Source organism: Streptomyces sp. NRRL S-87 (genome assembly GCF_000719335.1).
Lineage (GTDB): Bacteria > Actinomycetota > Actinomycetes > Streptomycetales > Streptomycetaceae > Streptomyces.
Map to the genome: position 1 here is coordinate 1 of NZ_JOGB01000025.1, position 16,265 is coordinate 16,265.

Sequence of the window (16,265 nt, forward strand, 5' to 3'; positions counted from 1 at the left end):
CCCCTCACCCCCGCCCTCCCCTCCACCCCCACTCCCGCCACCACCCCCGCCTCCGGGAGCCGGCCGGGCCTGCCGATCCGGCTGGAAGGGCTGACCAAACGGTTCCCCGGCGCCGACGCGCCCGCCGTCGAGGACGTCACCCTGGACATCCGGCCCGGCGAGACCGTGGTGCTGGTGGGACCGTCCGGCTGCGGGAAGTCGACCACCCTCCGGATGATCAACCGCCTGGTGGAGCCCAGCGCCGGCCGCATCCGGATCGGCGAACGGGACGTCCTCGGCATGTCGCCGGTCAAGCTGCGCCGCCGCATCGGGTACGTGGACGCCTCCGTGGGCCTGTTCCCGCACATGACGGTCGGCGAGAACGCCGCCCTGGTGCCGCGCATGTCGGGCTGGTCCGGCGCGCGGGTGCGCGACCGGGTCGAGGAGGTGCTCGACCTGGTCGGCCTGGACCCGCACGAGTTCCACGACCGCCGGCCCGACCGGCTCACGGCCGGACAGCGGCACCGGGCCGGCCTGGCCCGGGCGCTCGCCGCCGATCCCCCGGTCCTGCTGCTGGACGAACCGTTCCGCGGGGTGGACCCGATCACCCGGGACCACCTCCAGGACGAGCTGATCCGCATCCAGCGGGAGCTGCGCAAGACGATCGTCCTGGTCACCCACGACTTCGACGAGGCGGTCAAGCTGGGCGACCGGATCGCGGTACTGCGGGAGCGGTCGCAGATCGCCCAGTTCGACACCCCCGAGGCACTGCTGACCGATCCGGCCGACGACTTCGTGTCCGGGTTCGCGGGTGCGGGTGCGGCACTGAAACGGCTGGGCCTGACGCGCGTACGGGACGTGGAGGTGGCCGCCTTTCCGACGGCGACCGTGGACGACCCGCTGCAGGACATCTTCAACAAGCTGCGGCTGGGCCCGCACAACGAGCTGCTCATGCTCGACGGGCAGGGCCGTCCGTACAAGTGGCTCCGGCGCGCGGACCTGATGCGGGCCAAGGGCTCGCTGGCCCGGGCCGGGCAGCTGGTGCACGACACCGTGACGCGCGACGCGACCCTGCACGACGCGTTGGAGGCCGCGCTGACCGACAGCGGCGGCCGGGTGGCGGTGACCGGGCGGCGCGGCGAGTACGTCGGCGTCGTCGACCTGGAGACGCTGCTGGACTCGGTGCGGGAGCTGCTCGCCGCCGACCGGGCGGCCGCGCGCCGGCAGGCCGCGGACGAGCGGGCCGCGGGCGGGCAGGCGGCCGCCGAGACGGCCGCGGCCCTGGCGGCCGCCGAGGGGGCGGGTGCCGCATGACCGCGCCCGCGCACGGGGCCGGCCCCCGGCCGCCCGAACGGCCACCCGGCGAGCACGAGGTGAAGGGCCTGGCGTTCCTCGACGCGGACCGGCCCGAGCTGACCGCGCCGGCCGCAGCCGGCGCCCCCGCCGCCGTCGAGCCGGAGGTCCCGCCCGCGTCCCCGCCCCCGGCCGCGGCCGGGGGCGGGCCGGTGCGGCGGACCGTACTGCCGTCGCTGCTGCTGGCGGGCGCGGTCGTGGCGGCGTACCTGTGGAGCACGTGGACCGGACCGGACCCGGTCGCCGGGCCCGCGCTGGCCGACCCGGCCCTCGTCGGGCCGGCCCTGACCGATCCGGCGCTGACCGATCCGGGCCTGACCGATCCGGCGCTGACCGGTCCGGGCCTGGCCGTTCCAGGTCCGACCGACACCGGCCCGGCCGATCCGGGCTCCGCCGACCCCGCGGCGACCGGTCCGGCCGGCGCGGCCGGCGCCGCGCTGAGCGATCCCGCGCTGACCGGCGGGGCCGTGCGGCTGCTGCTGTGGGACCACCTGCGGCTGACCGCGGCCGCCGCCTGCTGGGCGCTGCTGTTCGGCCTCCCCCTCGGCATCGCGCTCTCCCGCCGGGCGCTGCGGCCGGCCGTGCCGGTGCTGGCGCGGCTGGCCGTGATCGGGCGGGCCGTTCCGGCCATCGGGCTGCTGGCGCTGCTGGTGGTCGTGGCCGGGCCCGGTCCGGCGACCGCGGTCGCGGCGATGGCCGCGTACGGGGCGCTGCCGGTGGTCGCGCGGACCGCGCGCGGGCTGCGCGCGGTGGATCCCGGCCTGGTACGGGCCGCCCGCGCGCTCGGGATGTCGGGACCCGCGACGCTGCGGCGGGTGGAACTGCCCCTGGCTGCCCCCGCCGTGCTCGCGGGGGTGCGCCAGACCCTGGTGATGTGCGCGGGGGCGGCGGCGCTCGCGGTCTTCGCCGGGGGCGGCGGGCTCGGCACGCTGATCGTCGCGGGGCTGCGGACCGGGCGGGCTCCGGTGCTGGTGCTCGGGGCCGTGCTGGCGGTGGCGGTGGCGCTGCTGGCGGACTGGCTGGGCGCGCTGGTGGCCGCGCTGCTCACGCCGCGGAGTGCCGCGGGCCGGGCCGCCGCGGGTCGCCCGGGTCCGGGCCGCGGGGTCCCGGACCGCGCGACGGAGGCCCGTAAGAAGGCTCTGAACAGGGAGAACACCGCGGTCCCGGCCCTGGCCGGCGGACTCGCGGCAACCGGAGGAGGCGATGCAAAGAAGTAGTTGCAAAGAAACCCTTGCATAGGAGTCTTTGCAACACCTAGGGTGAGGCCATGCCCGAGAACACCGAAGGCCCGCAGCCCGAGGCCGAAGAGACCGCACAGCCCGAGCGGAGCATCCAGGACCTCGACGCCCGGACCCTTCGCGGGCTGGCCCACCCGCTGCGCATGCACCTGCTGAAGGAGCTGCGCCTGACCGGCCCCGCCACGGCCTCCCAACTGGCCGACCGGCTCGGCGAGTCCAGCGGCGCCACCAGCTACCACCTGCGGCAGCTCGCCACGTACGGGTTCGTCGAGGACGCCCCCGGCCACGGCAAGGGGCGCGAGCGCTGGTGGCGCCCGAGCCACGACGGGATCCGGCTGCCCGACGACGTGGCCACCGACCCCAACCCCGAAGTGCGCGGCGCGGTGGACCTGTTCCGACACGAGGTCGCCACCAACCACGCCCAGGAGACCAGCACCTGGATCGGCAACCTGCACCGCGAGCCGGCCGAATGGCAACTCGCCTCGGACCTCAGCGACTTCAAGCTGAACCTGACGGCCGAGAAGACCGCGCGGCTGGTGCGCGAACTGCACGACCTGATCGAGTCCTACCACGCACACGAGGGCGGGGACGGCAGCCGCAAGGTGCGCTTCCACATCCACGCCCTCCCGCGCACCGGCGACTGACGCCGACAGGGGGCGGGGGCCGCCACCCGCTGAGCGACCCGCGGCCCGACCGCCCCCGCCCCACCTCCCCTTCCTCCTCGGCACCCCGCGCCCCGGCCACCGGCACGCACGGCGCCGCCGCCACGCGCGGCGCCCCACACGCACTCCGCCGCCCCCACGCACGGCGCCCCCACGCGCGCGCCGCCCCCACGCGCGCCGCCCCCACGCGCGGCACCACCTCGCGCCCCCGCGCCCCGCGGCCCCGCGCCACCCCGACACCCCTGCGCGCCCTGACACGCCAACACCTCCGCGCGCCCCCACAGAAGGAGTCTTGTCATGCACACCTTCATCGAGGCCCACCTCCCCACCCACCTGACCCGTTCCGCCGAGCTCCGCACCGCCGCCCGCGACTGGCGCCTGGCCCGCGAGGCCCGCACCGCGCGCGCCGGCCTCGCCCGCGCCGAGGACGCGGCTGCCGCCGCCTCCCCCGCGCACCGCCTGCGCCACCGCCTCGGCATGGCGCTGGTCCACGCCGGCACCCGCCTCGCCCACCCGGCGTCCGCCGCATGAGCGCCCGGCTGCCGGGCACCCGCCGCACGAGTGCCCGCGACTCCCCCGCCGCGGCCCGCTCCCGGGCCGCCCGCCGTCCCCTCACCGCCGTCCTGGTCGCCAACACCATCTCCATCGCGGGAAGTTCGCTCACCCTCATCGGCGTGCCCTGGTTCGTGCTGCAGACCACCGGAAGCGCCGGCCGGGCCGGGCTCGTCGCCTTCTGCGCGACCCTGCCCGTGGTCGTCGCCGCCCTCGTCGGCGGCCCGGTCATCGACCGGATCGGCCGCCGCCGCGTCTCCGTCGCCTCCGACCTGGTCTGCGGCCTGGCCGTCGGCGCGATCCCGCTGCTGCACTACGCGGGCGCGCTGGAGTTCTGGATGCTGTGCGCCCTCATGGCGCTCGGCGGACTGGTCCACACCCCGGGCCTGACCGCCCGCGGCGTCCTCCTGCCCAGCCTCGCGCAGCACGCCGGCACCACCGTCACCCGGGCCGCGAGCCTGTACGACGGGGTCTCGCGGGGCGCCCGGATGCTCGGCGCGGCCCTGGCGGGCGTCCTGATCGCGCTGGTCGGGGCGGAGTCCGTGCTGCTGCTCGACGGCGCCTCCTTCCTCGCCTCCGCGGCCCTCGTCCGGGCCGGGGTCCGCGGAGTGGCGGCGGCCGAGCCGGTCCGCGACGGCACCCCCGTCTCCCTGGCCTCGTACCGCGCGGACCTGCGCGAGGGGTACGCCTTCCTGCTGCGCACCCGGCTGCTGCTGGCCGTCACCGTCATGGTGATGACCACCAACGGGCTGGACCAGGCGTGGAGTTCGGTGCTGCTGCCCGTGCACGCCCGCGACGAGCTGGGCGGATCCGCTCAGCTGGGCCTGCTGGTCTCGCTGTTCGGCGGCTTCGCGCTGCTCGGTGCGCTGCTGTACGGCGCGTACGGCGAGCGGCTGCCGCGCCGGGCGGTGTTCGCGACCGCGTTCCTGGTCAGCGGCCCGACCCGGTGGCTGGTCGCGGCGACCACCGGTACGACGCTGCCGCTGGCCGTGACGATGGCCCTCGGCGGACTCGGCGCCGGGGTGCTCAACCCGGTGCTGACCACGGTGCTCTTCGAGCGGGTGCCGGAGGAGCTGCGCAGCCGCGTCACGGGAGTCACCACCGCGGGCTGCGAGCTGACCATGCCGCTGGGCGGACTCGCGGCGGGCCTGCTGGTCGACCGGATCGGCGTCACGGGGGCGCTGCTCGCCCTCGGCTCCGTCTACCTGCTGGCGACGCTGTCGCCGCTGGTCTTCCCGGCCTGGCGGACGATGGGCCCGGAGCACGCGACGGTGCCGGCGGCGGCCCGTACGGGCGGCCCGGGGACCGGCCCGCAGGCCGGCGCGGCGACCGACCCGGAGACCGGTGCGGCGACCGGCCCGGCGACCGACCCGGAGGCCGGCGTCAGCACGCCGGTACCTGCCCGCCCTTCTTGAGCTGCCGCAGCGAGTCCACGGCGTCCGAGAGGGTCGTGACGGGGACCAGCCGGAGCCCGGCCGGCAGGTCGGACTTCGCGTCGGAGCACTCGGCCTTCGGTACGAGGAACACCGTGGCCCCGTCGCGGCGCGCGGCCTGGGTCTTCAGCGCCACCCCGCCCACCGCGCCGACCGTGCCGGTGTCGGAGATGGTCCCGGTGCCCGCGATCTTCCGGCCGCCCGTGAGGTCGCCGCCGGCGCCGTCGCCGTCGAGCTTGTCGACGATGCCGAGCGAGAACAGCAGGCCTGCGCTCGGGCCGCCGACGTCGGCGAGCTCGAGGTCGACCTTCACCTTCTCGGGGTCCTCGTGCAGGTAGCCGAGGGCGGCGGTGGTCGCGCTGGACTGGGACTGCTCCATCTGCTCCAGGTTGTGCTGCTCGATCTGCTCGTCGTTCTTGCCCGACGGGTAGACCGCCTCCTTGGGCAGTACGGCCCGGTCCGTGCGGAACCAGCTGTCGACGACGTCGCCGAGGCCCACCTCCGCCGACGGCCCGGTGGCCACGATGGTGGTCATCCGCAGCTGCCCGGAGGTGTCGCGGGTGGGGGCGCCGCTGATCGTGATGACCGGCTTGCCCTTCTGGGAGCCCAGCACGTCCGCCGTCATGCCGGGGCGCGCGAGCGCGAAGGGCAGCGGGGCGAGGGCCACGACGGCGAACAGCGCGACCACGGGGGCGGCGCAGATCGCGAGCGCGGCGGGACGGGGCAGACGTGTGAGGCGAGAGAGCACCCGGCCAATCTACTGGCCGGGTGCCCGGAGCGCGGCAGTCGCCTCGTACGGTCGGGCTCAGCGCAGGGCGTCGGCGACCTCGCGGGCCGCGTCGACCACGCGGGGCCCCACCCGCTCGGGGATGGTGTCGGCGAGCATCACCACGCCGACGCTGCCCTCCAGGCCGGTGATGCCGACCAGCGGCGCCGCGGCCCCGGACGCCCCGGCTTCGAGCTCGCCGTGGGTGAGGGTGTACCCGGGGTCGGACAGGCCGCTCTGGCGGGCGGAGAGGATGGCCCGGCCGGCGGCCCCGCGGTCGAGCGGGTGGCGGAAGCCGGCCCGGTAGGCCACGTGGTAGTCGGTCCAGGTCGGTTCGACGACGGCGACCGCCAGGGCCTCCGTCCCGTCGACGAGGGTCAGGTGCGCGGTGGCGCCTATGTCCTCGGCGAGCGAGCGCAGGGCGGGCAGGGCCGCCTCGCGGACGAGCGGGTGGACCTGCCGGCCCAGCCGCAGGACCCCCAGGCCGACGCGGGCCCGGCCGCCGATGTCCCGGCGGACGAGGGCGTGCTGTTCCAGCGTGGCGAGGAGTCGGTAGACGACCGTGCGGTTGACACCGAGCCGGTTGGAGAGCTCGGTGACGGTCAGACCGTGGTCGGTGTCGGCTAGCAGCTTGAGGACGCGCAGCCCTCGGTCGAGCGTCTGGGAGGTTTCCGCGGTCACGACGCCTCTCCCTCTGTGGTGAGCGGCGGTGATCTCTCATCGGGCGGTAGCGCTGCCGGTCCCATCGGCGACGCACGGAGAGGCCGCCGGTAAAGGCTTTGAGCACCGGCTGCGCTCCGCGGCGGCGCTGCCACGGGGCGTTTCGTTGCGGGGAATGTAGCGACCGGGTCCCGCTGAGCGGAAGCCCTCGTCCAGAATCCGGGCGGTAGCAAGCAATTTGCGCCGTTTCAGGACCAAGGTCGGCAACACCGAGGACTTTATACGGCGCCGATCGGGCTTATGGATTAATTACCGTTAAGTACGACACCGGCCACGTCCGGGAAAAGGGGCGGGGCCCGTGCGTTCCTCCGCACCCGTGCGGCTTGCCGCTCTGGTGGACGTACGCGCCGACCATGGTGTTGAGGGACTTGCGCAGCTCCAGCAGCTCCTTGTGCGAGACGACGGGGCGGCGCTCGGCCGGCAGCTCGAGCAGGTCGGCCTCGGTGTCGGGCTTGCGGCGGCTGTGCGCGATCTGCCGGGCCTGCCGCTTCTGCAGCAGCAGCTGCACCTGGTCGGGCTCGAGCAGGCCGGGGATGCCGAGGTAGTCCTGCTCCTCCTCGCTGCCCGGGTGGGCCTGCATGCCGAACTCGGCGCCGTCGTAGAGCACGCGGTCGAAGACGGCGTCGGACTCCAGCGCCTCGAAGGGCAGCATGTCCTGCTCGCCGGTGTCCTCGTCCTGCTGCTTGTTCGCCTCGTCCATCTCCTTCTCGGACTCGGCGTACGGGTCCTCGTCCTCGCCCTGCTTCTTGGGCTTGTCGAGGACGTGGTCGCGCTCGACCTCCATCTCGTTGGCGAATCCGAGGAGGTAGGGAATCGTCGGAAGGAACACGGACGCGGTCTCGCCGCGGCGCCTCGAACGTACGAAACGCCCGACCGCCTGCGCGAAGAACAGCGGGGTGGAGATGGTGGTCGCGTACACCCCGACCGCGAGGCGGGGGACGTCGACGCCCTCGGACACCATGCGGACGGCGACCATCCACCGGTCGTCGCTTCCGCTGAATTCGTCGATCTTCTTCGAGGCGCCGGCGTCGTCGGACAGTACGAGCGTGGCCTTGCTGCCGGTGATCTCGCGGATGAGCTTGGCGTACGCGCGGGCCGAGTCCTGGTCGGAGGCGATGACCAGGGCGCCGGCGTCCGGAATGCCCTTGCGGACCTCGGTGAGCCGCTGGTCGGCGGCGCGCAGCACGTTCGGCATCCAGTCGCCGCGCGGGTCGAGCGCGGTGCGCCATGCCTGCGAGATCGCGTCCTTGGTCATCGGCTCGCCGAGTTTCGCGGCGATCTCGTCGCCTGCCTTCGTGCGCCAGCGCATATTTCCGCTGTACGACAGAAAGATGACCGGACGAACCACCCCGTCGCCGAGAGCATTTCCGTAGCCGTAGGTGTAATCGGCGGAGGACCGCCGGATTCCGTCGTTCCCTTCCTCGTACGTCACGAAGGGAATGGGATTCGTGTCGGACCGGAAGGGCGTGCCGGTGAGCGCGAGGCGGCGGGTCGCGGGGTCGAAGGCCTCCAGGCATGCCTCGCCCCAGGACTTCGAGTCACCGGCGTGGTGGATCTCGTCGAGGATGACGAGGGTCTTGCGCTGCTCGCAGCGGTTGCGGTGGAGCATCGGGCGCACGCCGACGCCGGCGTAGGTGACGGCGACGCCGTGGTACTCCTTGCTCAGCGGGCCGGCGGAGTACTCCGGGTCGAGCCGGATGCCTATCCGGGCGGCGGCCTCGGCCCACTGCTTCTTGAGGTGCTCGGTCGGGGCGACGACGGTCACCTGCTGCACGACGTGGTGGTGCAGCAGCCACGACGCGAGGGTCAGGGCGAAGGTGGTCTTGCCGGCGCCGGGCGTGGCGACCGCGAGGAAGTCGCGGGGCTGCGTCTGGACGTACTTGTCCAGCGCCCCCTGCTGCCAGGCGCGCAGCTTGCTGGCCGTGCCCCAGGGGGCACGGCCGGGGAAGGCGGGTGAGAGGTGGTGGGAGGCGGTAGTAGTCACGGTCTCCGGTTCGGGCTCTCGCGGGTACGGGCCGCGCCGGCGGGCGCGGCGGTACGGGGCGGTCGGGCGGTACGGGTGGTCGCGCCTTCGGACCTGCGGTCCGGGCGGTCGTACGTAGGACAACCGGGCCACCTTACCGGGGCCCTCCGCCTCGCCGGAGGCAGACGAGGCCGTGACCTCGCGCGGTGCGGCGAGCCTCACATTCCGACGGGGGCGACGCTTTCCGGTACCCGGCGTGCGGCTGGGGCGGGCATGGCGGTGCCCCGCACCCGGGGGGACCCTGTTGGGGTCCCGGGGGTGCGGGGCACGGGGGGTCAGGCAGCGAAGCGCGGGAGCTGCGCGGCGGTCTTCGGGACGTCGAGCGCGCCCTGGCACACGTCCAGCACGAACTGCTCGGCCTCGTCGACGTCGAACGGTCCGTCCAGGGGGTGGCCGTTCATATGAAGGAAGACCCAGGTCGCATACCAGGCGATCCGCTTGTTGCCGTCCACCAGTGCACGGTTCCGGGCCAGTGACTCCATCAGTGCGGCAGCCTTCTGCCACACGTCCGGGTAGGCGTCCTGGCCGAACACACTGGACTGCGGACGTGCCAGAGCGGAGTCCAGCAGCCCGTAGTCACGGACGTCGCCCGCTCCGAGCCTCTCCGCGAGGTTCAGCAGCTCCGGCAGAGTCAGGTAGTGCATCAGGCGAGCCTCCGGTTCAGCTCCTCACTCGCCTTCAGGACATGCTCGGCCGCTTCGTTGAAGAGCCGGCTGTGTTCGTTTACTGCTCTGATGACGGCATCGTGCGCGAAGGACTGCATGCTGCGCCCTTCCGCCTCGGCACGTTCGCGCAAGGCGTCGAGCTCTGCTTCGGTGAACCTGACGTTGAGACCAGCCATGATTGACGGCACCGCGCGGTACCGCGCGGTACCGCGCGGTGTCACCCGATTTCGGCACCCCGCACGGGTGACTCGGCCGGCGGGGTGATGCGGGCCGACACCCACACCCCCACGGCCGCGACCACCGCGATCGGGAGGAAGACCGCCGCGAAGGCGGCCGGGTGCGAGGCGCCTCCCGCGGTGGCCGCGTGGGCCGCGCCGACGGCCCCGCCGCCCAGGGCGGCGAAGGCCACGCCGCCACCGGCGAGCAGCACCACGTTCGAGAGGGCGTCGGAGATCTGCAGGGCGGCCGAGTTCGTGCCCGCCTCCTCCGGCGCCGACAGCTTCAACAGCAGCACGCTGCTCGCCGCGATCGCCAGCCCCATGCCGAAACAGCCCACGCCCCAGTAGACGGGCAGCAGCCACACCGGCACCGACTCGATCAGCACGGTCGGCACGGCCGCGATCGACAGCGCCACCAGCACCATGCCGCCGACCACGAGCCGCTCCCGGTACGGCTCGGCCCACGGCCGGGCCTGCACCCAGGAGCCCACCGCCCAGGTGAGGCCGGCGGGCGCGAGCGCGAAGCCGGCCATCGTGGGGCTCAGTCCGCGCTGCGTGACGAGCATGAGCGGGATGAAGCTCTCCGCGGCGATGAACGCCCCGCCCGCGACCCCGCGCAGCAGCACGACGGCGGGCAGGCCGCGGGCCGCCCGGTACGTACCGCGCGGCAGCAGCCCGAGCGAGGACGGCACGAGCAGCGCCAGGCCCGCCAGGGCGGGCGCCAGCGACAGCCAGCGCAGGTCCTGGGCGGCGTACTGGAGCAGCCCGGCCCCCACCGAGATCCCGCACGCGAGCCGGATCCGCCGCCCGTCGAAGACGGCGGGCGGGGCGTCGGGGTCGGCGGGCTCGGCGGGGCCGGAGGCGGTGCGGCGTATCGCGGGGAGCGCGATCAGCAGCGGGAACACCACGAGCACGGGGATGCCGACGAACACCCACCGCCAGCCGAGGTGCTCGGTGACCGTGCCGGCGGCCAGCGGGCCGATGATCGACGGCACCACCCAGCTCGCGGCGAAGGCGGCCATCATCGCCGGGCGCAGCCGTTCGTCGTAGGCGCGGCTGACGACCACGTACAGCGCGACGATCACCAACCCGCCGCCCAGGCCTTGCACCGCCCGACCCAACACGAACAACCACATCGCCCCGGCGGTGCCGGAGATCGCCAGGCCGGCGGCGAAGCCGGCGATGCCGGCGGTCAGGGGGCGCAGCGGGCCCTGGCGGTCGCACCACTGGCCGGCCCAGACCATGCCGAAGAGGCTCGTGGTGAAGTAGGAGGAGAAGGCGAAGGCGTACAGCCCGACGCCGTCGAGGTCGCGGGCGGCCACCGGCATGGCGGTGCCGACGGCGGTGGCCTCGAAGGCGATGAGCAGGACGACGGTGACCATGCCGAGGGTGAGCAGCCGGTGGTCGGGCCCGAGCACCCCGCCCGTGCCCGTGCCCGTGCCGGCGCCCGTGCCCGTGTCCGTGTCCGCGCCGCCACTGCCGTGCCGCTCGCCACGGGTGCCGACGGGGACCGTCCCCTCGGCGGGGGCGGGGGCAGGCGCGGTGTGCGGTGGTGCGGCGGTGTCGGACACGGCCTTCGGCTCCAGGGCGGTCATCGCCCCAGAGTAAGGGGCGTGGACGATTTTCGCCCCTGTCATTTCCCCCCGGCTTTCGGCGGATCCGCACTGGTCCCCGCGCCCTAGGCCGAAGGTCGGCGCGCGCGCCGGGACGGGTCGTCCGTGAACGCAGGATGGCAGTCGGATTGCAGGCCGCCCGATCCCCTTCCGACCCTTTCCCCGGCCCCCGTACGGTCTTCCCATCGAGGAACCCCGAGGCCCGCACCGGACTCCCGGAGGGGCGAGGACCGACGCGAACCGTGGCGCCGGGCGCAGGCCGAGGGGGACCCCGATGCACCCCGCCGTGTGCCCGAGTGGTTGAGGGAACCGCCTGCAAAGCGGTTTACACCGGTTCGATTCCGGTCACGGCGTCTGCGCCGCTGGGGTCTGTCTGATCGGCGTGCGAGTGGGACGGCGTCCGGAACCCCGAGGATCCGGACGCCGTCCGCGTGCCCGCCTCACTCCCCCGGCACCGGCAACCCCGCCGCGGTCCCCGGCAGCCCCCCGTTCCCCGCACACCCGAGCTCCTTGGCCACGGCCACGGCGGCGGAGTGGGCGAGGGTGAGGTTGTCGTGGCGCGTGGCGGCCGGCTCGCCTCGCTCCCGCACCGAGTTCTGCACCTCGGAGCGCAGCCTCAGCGGATGCTCCTCTGTCGTTCCCAGGCGACGGCTCTCGCAGTCGAAGTAGATCTTCGCGCCGTCTTCGGAGGCGCGGGCGAGCACGCCGGGCGTGGACATCTCGTTGGGTTCGTCGGTGGGTGTCCCGGCAGGCGCCTTCCCGAGCGCGATGAAGGCGACCACGATGGTCGGAAACGCGGAGGAGGAATCGACCGGGCTGATCTCGCACCCGTCCTCCGGAGCGTTCAGCACGCCGTCCCCGGACCGGAATGCGGCCTCCATGACGCGGGCGATCTCAGGCGCACCGTGGTCCTTCTTCACCGCCTCCGGGTCGAAGGCGGTGCTGTGTGTGAGGCGCTCCAAGGCCGAGACCGCAGCCGTGTCGAGCAGGGTGCCGCCGCACACCCGAGACGCCGGGACCTCCTCGACGCGGCGTGTCGGGAGGGTGTTCTCGGGTGTACCCGGCGAGGTACACCCGGCGGTCAGGACGCCGAGGGCCAGCAACCCGGCAGTGATCGTCCGTATGCGCACCCTCGTTCCCTCCATGGCGTCTCAGCTGGGCTCGGCCACCGGCGCGTGCCCCTGTTGCGCGGCACGGTCGTTGCCGACCCCGTAGCCGCCGCTCACAGCTTGCCGCAGCTCCACGCCCTGCGCGCTGTCCCACCCGATGCGGTGGCGTTTGATGAAGTGCTTCATGGGCGCTTCGGCGCTGTGCTCGCCAGCCCTGTAGACGGCACGGTTCTCGTCCTTGATCTGCGCCTCGATCTTCTCTTCGCTCTCGTCGACCGCGTGGTCCGACCAATCCCCCACCACGTCGCCGAAGACCTGCTCCAGCGCCCCGCTCCCGGTCTCGACCGCCAGGGGTACCAGAACCGCGCCGGCCGCCGCCTCGGGGAGAAGGGCCGCGCCGCCCGCTACCACTGCGGCGCCCCCGAACTCGACCCAGGCCGCGCGCTGCTCGTGCGCCCGCTCGAACTCCTTCTGCTTCTCGGCTCCGTCCTTCGCGACCTGGTCGGCACGCGACTGGTCGAGCACGCCCTGCACCTCCGAGCTGGTCAGGAGGGCGGACCGGGCCCGCCCGTGGTCGATGTGGCCGTCCGGGGCCACCTGCGCCTCCAGGACGCTGGCCGCGTACACACGCTCGGCCGTGGAGACGGTGGCATAGGCGTCCGGGTGCTGGCCCAGCGCGCTCAGCAGGGCCCGCGTCTGCTCGCGGCTGAGCTCGATGTGGCCCGACATGCCCCGGGGCGCGTAAAGGCTGTCCGCCCGGTGGTTGTTGAGGCCCCAGTTGACGTCGTCGATGTAACCGGCCGTCATGTTGCCGAGGCTGTCGGCGAGAGCCTCGTGGTGCTTGAGGAGCTCGGCGTCGGCGCCGTACTTCAGGACCACCTGCTTCATCACCGCCGCCGAGTCGGCGTCGCGGACGAGCTTCGGGTGGGGGTCGTCCCAGGCGTGGCCGAGGGTGGCGGCCTCCAGCGCGTGGCCCAGGGCGTCGGTCGGGTAGCCGGCCGCCTTCTTGGCCTCGCCGACGAACTCCGTGTCGGGGAATGCCTCGTACTTGGCGTTCCCGAAGAAGTCGAGGTAGTTCGTCACGCCCTTGCCGAGGTCGGCCCTGCCCGGCATCGGCGTGCCGTCGTGCGCGTAGGCGTGCGGCACGTCGGCGAAGAAGTGCTTGGCCGCGTCGGGGCTGTGGCCCAGGGCCTCCAGGAAGGAGGTCATCGGGTCGAAGCCGGAGCCGTTGACCCCGGAGGGGTTGAAGGGGTTGCGGGGGACGGTCCCGAGGGGCTTGGTCTCGGCGAAGAGGTACGGGTTCTTCGCGTGCAGCTGCGCCGCGTGTTCCGCGATCGGGGTGAGGAAGCGCGCGTCGTAGTTCCCGTACCGCATGATCCCGCCCAGCAGCTGGTAGCCGAACGCCCCGGTCCGGTCGTACGGCCCGAGCATGATCCGCTCGGTGCCGAGCCGCCGCAGCTCCGTGCCGAAGCGGTCGGGCAGGTGGGGCCGGTGGTCCGGGTCGGTGGCGGTGGCGAGGTTCAGACCCAGGTTGCGCTGGAGCTCCCGTACGTCGCCCAGCCGTTCCTCGTCCAGGTCGGTGTAGTCGTACGTGTCCGTCGCCAGCTGCCCGAAGAACTCCAGCGCCCGCCGCGGCCCGAGCGACTCGTAGAAGCGGGTGGCGAAGACAGCGGAGCCGCTGTTGTCGGCGAGCAGCTCGTTGAGCTGCTCGAGCTCTTCGTGGCTGAGCTCCCGTCCCTTCAGTGCGAGGGCTGTGGCACGGGCCGCCTCCTCGGCGTCCAGGCTGTCGTACACGGGCCGGTGGAAGTCGTGCGCGTCGTCCCCGACGTTCGCGCGCAGGGCGCGGGCCATGGAACGGTCCGCGTCGTCGCAGGCGTCCAGGACCGCCGCGATGCGCGTGCCGAGGGCGGTGGCCGCCTTGTCACGGGCCCTGACCAGCTCCCCGTCGTCGGGCCGCGTCCCCAGGGGGTCGGCGGTCCGGACGGCGCCGGTGGTGGTGTCGACGGTGAGGTGGTCGGCCGGCGCGTCCGTGCTGACGATGCGCCTCAGCTCGTCCTGGGCGTGCTTGAAGGCCTCGTAGCCGTCGGCCAGGACCGCCCCGATGCCCTTCGCCTCGGCCGCCGCGTCCTCTAACTCCTTCGCCGTCTTGGCGATGAAGGGCTTGGTCACGTCGGCGTTCACGCCGCGCCAGTCGGCCCGGTCCGCCTTCGCCAGCATGCCCGTCGCGGCCGCGTGGGCCAGCTCGTCGAGCCGGGCGGCCATGGTGCGCCAGTCGGTGACGGCGTCGTGGAGCGGGCCGAGACGGAGCGTGTAGACGTCCGCGAAGGTCACCATGTCTCGTCCCCGGTCACGTCAGACACTCGTTGATCTTGGAGGTGGAGAAGCTGGCGGCGATGTCCGCCTCCTCCCGGGCATGGGTGGCGGCCGAGTAGTCCAGGTGGTTGGAGATCTGCGCGCACGCGTCGAGGAGGGTGTGCAGCTGCGTGTTCCACCGGTCGTGGACGGTGAGCAGGGCCGCTCCGCTGGAGAAGTCCGCGCCGGTGAGGGCGACGGCCGCGTCGAAGGTGGCGGGGCGGGCGTGGTCTCCGTCCCGGGAGAGCCGCTGGTGGAGCCCGTACGCCTCGCTGCCGACCGCCCCGAGTTCGTCGCCGTCGACCTTCAGGTCGGGGCGGGTGGCTACACGTGCGCCGCCTCTTCCGGTCGCTGCCGCCGTAGTGCGCGCGGAGGACCACTCCTCTTCGAAGGACACCGTGCCGCTTCTCCTTCCCATGACGGTCGGTTCTTCGGTTCTTCGGTTGTTCGGTTGTTCAGAAGGTCGGATCAGCGGGGCGTCAGCGGCGACGGCGTGCTCGGACGGTGAGTACGGTCACGCCCCCGGCGATCAGCACCGCCGCGCCGACGCCGAGCGCCAGGTACGGCTCGTTGCCGCCCGACCCGTCGTCGATGACCCCCGGCCCGGCGACCGCCGGCGGCGTCCCGGAGGGGGCCGGGTCCGGCGAGCCGGAGGCGGGCTTCTGCGCCGCTGCGAGGTCGGGGAGCGGGTACACGTCGGCCGGCCCGGGGTCCCCCGGGTCGGTCAGCGCCACCCGGGGCCGTACGACGCCGTAGCCGATGTAGTCGTTGCGCTTCACCCCGTCGCGGGGCTTCCCGGCGGTGTTGAGCATGACGCGCAGGACCTGGTTGTTGGTCCAGGTGGGGTGCGCGGCCCAGATCAACGCGGCGGAGGCGGATGCGAGGGCCGTCGCGTCGCTCGTTCCGTGGCTCTTGCAGAGCCCTGTGGCCTTGATGCAGGCGTGCACGATGTCCTCACCGGGCGCGGCCAGATCTACCTGCGGGCCGTGCTGGGACTCGTCCGTGGCCTTGGCATCCCGCCCGATGGCTGCCACGCCCACGACGCCGGGGGTGGCGCCGGGGTACTCGGGGAGGTTGCGCCCGAAGCCGGTGTTCCCGACCGAGGCGAAGATCAACTTGTTCTTCGAGACGGCGTACTTCACGGCTTCAGCGATGGCTGGATCGGCGTAGGCCAAGCCTAGTGAGATGTTGATGACACGGGCATCGGAGTCAGCCGCAAACCGAATCGCTTCGCTATGGGATGGGTACGTCTTGTCATCCCGCATTTCGTGGGGCACGCGGATGGGAAGGATCTTGACGCCAGGGGCGAGACCGAAGGCACCATCAGCACCCGCACTTCGGCCCGTGCCCGCGATCACGGATGCAATACCCGAACCGTGGCCGCCATAGTCGGTCCGCTCGTCGCCCTTCACCCCGACTGCGAGGTCTTTGCCCCTCAGTACTTGGCCGTCAAGTTCGGGCACATGACCCACGCCACTGTCGATGACCGCAACCGTGATGCCCTTGCCAGTAGACGTTTGCCACATCTCCTCGGCCTGCATCACATCGAGATGCCATTGCATGGAGCGAATGGTCTCCGCGT

15 protein-coding genes and 1 tRNA gene are annotated in these 16,265 nt (G+C 73.4%); 6 read left to right on the forward strand and 10 right to left on the reverse strand.

All coding sequences use genetic code 11. The features are described from left to right. The first annotated feature begins 69 nt into the window (after window positions 1-69). From IF43_RS0117675 to IF43_RS0117695, 5 genes are all read left to right on the forward strand, one after another. Complete coding sequence (locus tag IF43_RS0117675) at window positions 70-1,293, forward strand: ATP-binding cassette domain-containing protein (RefSeq protein ID WP_078910264.1); 1,224 nt, start codon at window positions 70-72, stop codon at window positions 1,291-1,293. After that, window positions 1,290-2,549, forward strand: a complete 1,260-nt coding sequence (locus tag IF43_RS38135; RefSeq protein ID WP_051795575.1) for an ABC transporter permease — start codon at window positions 1,290-1,292, stop codon at window positions 2,547-2,549. The genes IF43_RS0117675 and IF43_RS38135 overlap by 4 nt, the downstream gene beginning before the upstream one ends. 50 nt (window positions 2,550-2,599) lie before the next feature. After that, entirely contained in the window at window positions 2,600-3,214 is a 615-nt protein-coding gene (locus tag IF43_RS0117685; RefSeq protein WP_030201149.1) for a transcriptional regulator, read from the forward strand. A 315-nt stretch (window positions 3,215-3,529) separates the two neighbouring features. Next, window positions 3,530-3,763, forward strand: a complete 234-nt coding sequence (locus IF43_RS0117690; protein ID WP_030201151.1) for a hypothetical protein — start codon at window positions 3,530-3,532, stop codon at window positions 3,761-3,763. After that, window positions 3,760-5,199 carry an MFS transporter gene (locus tag IF43_RS0117695; protein ID WP_078910256.1) on the forward strand — a complete coding sequence of 480 codons (1,440 nt, stop codon included), beginning with the start codon at window positions 3,760-3,762 and terminating at the stop codon, window positions 5,197-5,199. Before IF43_RS0117690 ends, IF43_RS0117695 begins: the two co-directional genes overlap by 4 nt. On the opposite strand, the gene IF43_RS0117700 is transcribed toward IF43_RS0117695, so the two are convergent. The 6 genes from IF43_RS0117700 to IF43_RS0117725 all read right to left on the reverse strand — a co-directional run bounded on the left by IF43_RS0117700 (window position 5,168) and on the right by IF43_RS0117725 (window position 11,204). Next, on the reverse strand, window positions 5,168-5,965 hold the full coding sequence (locus IF43_RS0117700; protein WP_051795577.1) for a PDZ domain-containing protein: 798 nt from the start codon (window positions 5,963-5,965) through the stop codon (window positions 5,168-5,170). The two genes, IF43_RS0117695 and IF43_RS0117700, sit on opposite strands and share 32 nt — an antisense overlap. 57 nt (window positions 5,966-6,022) lie before the next feature. Continuing rightward, the gene (locus IF43_RS0117705; RefSeq protein ID WP_030201159.1) at window positions 6,023-6,664 is read right to left on the reverse strand and encodes an IclR family transcriptional regulator; all 642 of its coding nucleotides are present in this window, start codon (window positions 6,662-6,664) and stop codon (window positions 6,023-6,025) included. 277 nt (window positions 6,665-6,941) lie between these two features. Further along, window positions 6,942-8,687, reverse strand: coding sequence for a DEAD/DEAH box helicase (locus tag IF43_RS0117710; protein WP_324605116.1), 1,746 nt, complete (start codon window positions 8,685-8,687; stop codon window positions 6,942-6,944). A gap of 314 nt (window positions 8,688-9,001) precedes the next feature. Next, window positions 9,002-9,370, reverse strand: coding sequence for a type II toxin-antitoxin system death-on-curing family toxin (locus tag IF43_RS0117715; RefSeq protein ID WP_030201165.1), 369 nt, complete (start codon window positions 9,368-9,370; stop codon window positions 9,002-9,004). Continuing rightward, on the reverse strand, window positions 9,370-9,567 hold the full coding sequence (locus tag IF43_RS0117720) for an Arc family DNA-binding protein (protein WP_030201167.1): 198 nt from the start codon (window positions 9,565-9,567) through the stop codon (window positions 9,370-9,372). Before IF43_RS0117720 ends, IF43_RS0117715 begins: the two co-directional genes overlap by 1 nt. Before the next feature lie 41 nt (window positions 9,568-9,608). Next, window positions 9,609-11,204, reverse strand: a complete 1,596-nt coding sequence (locus tag IF43_RS0117725) for an MFS transporter (RefSeq protein ID WP_030201170.1) — start codon at window positions 11,202-11,204, stop codon at window positions 9,609-9,611. A 300-nt stretch (window positions 11,205-11,504) separates the two neighbouring features. Here IF43_RS0117725 and IF43_RS0117730 point away from each other — a divergent pair. Next, window positions 11,505-11,576: transfer RNA gene (locus tag IF43_RS0117730), tRNA-Cys, on the forward strand. Between the two features lie 86 nt (window positions 11,577-11,662). Here the strand turns inward: IF43_RS0117730 and IF43_RS0117735 are convergent. From IF43_RS0117735 to mycP, 4 genes are all read right to left on the reverse strand, one after another. After that, a complete protein-coding gene (locus IF43_RS0117735) occupies window positions 11,663-12,352 on the reverse strand; it encodes a hypothetical protein (RefSeq protein ID WP_030201173.1) in 690 nt (229 codons plus the stop codon). Window positions 12,353-12,373: 21 nt separating this feature from the next. Next, the gene (locus tag IF43_RS0117740) at window positions 12,374-14,665 is read right to left on the reverse strand and encodes a hypothetical protein (RefSeq protein WP_030201176.1); all 2,292 of its coding nucleotides are present in this window, start codon (window positions 14,663-14,665) and stop codon (window positions 12,374-12,376) included. A gap of 13 nt (window positions 14,666-14,678) precedes the next feature. Further along, window positions 14,679-15,080, reverse strand: a complete 402-nt coding sequence (locus IF43_RS0117745) for a hypothetical protein (protein ID WP_030201178.1) — start codon at window positions 15,078-15,080, stop codon at window positions 14,679-14,681. Between the two features lie 82 nt (window positions 15,081-15,162). Next, window positions 15,163-16,245: a type VII secretion-associated serine protease mycosin gene (gene mycP / locus IF43_RS0117750; protein ID WP_324605117.1), complete on the reverse strand. Its 1,083-nt coding sequence runs from the start codon at window positions 16,243-16,245 to the stop codon at window positions 15,163-15,165. Window positions 16,246-16,265 lie beyond the last annotated feature (20 nt).

Coding starts and splice junctions, on each gene's coding strand:
- IF43_RS0117690 (WP_030201151.1), top strand. CDS start 3,530: ATGCACACCTTCATCGAGGCCCACCTCCCCACCCACCTGACCCGTTCC.
- IF43_RS38135 (WP_051795575.1), top strand. CDS start 1,290: ATGACCGCGCCCGCGCACGGGGCCGGCCCCCGGCCGCCCGAACGGCCA.
- IF43_RS0117725 (WP_030201170.1), bottom strand. CDS start 11,204: ATGACCGCCCTGGAGCCGAAGGCCGTGTCCGACACCGCCGCACCACCG.
- IF43_RS0117720 (WP_030201167.1), bottom strand. CDS start 9,567: ATGGCTGGTCTCAACGTCAGGTTCACCGAAGCAGAGCTCGACGCCTTG.
- mycP (WP_324605117.1), bottom strand. CDS start 16,245: ATGCAATGGCATCTCGATGTGATGCAGGCCGAGGAGATGTGGCAAACG.
- IF43_RS0117685 (WP_030201149.1), top strand. CDS start 2,600: ATGCCCGAGAACACCGAAGGCCCGCAGCCCGAGGCCGAAGAGACCGCA.
- IF43_RS0117695 (WP_078910256.1), top strand. CDS start 3,760: ATGAGCGCCCGGCTGCCGGGCACCCGCCGCACGAGTGCCCGCGACTCC.
- IF43_RS0117715 (WP_030201165.1), bottom strand. CDS start 9,370: ATGCACTACCTGACTCTGCCGGAGCTGCTGAACCTCGCGGAGAGGCTC.
- IF43_RS0117740 (WP_030201176.1), bottom strand. CDS start 14,665: ATGGTGACCTTCGCGGACGTCTACACGCTCCGTCTCGGCCCGCTCCAC.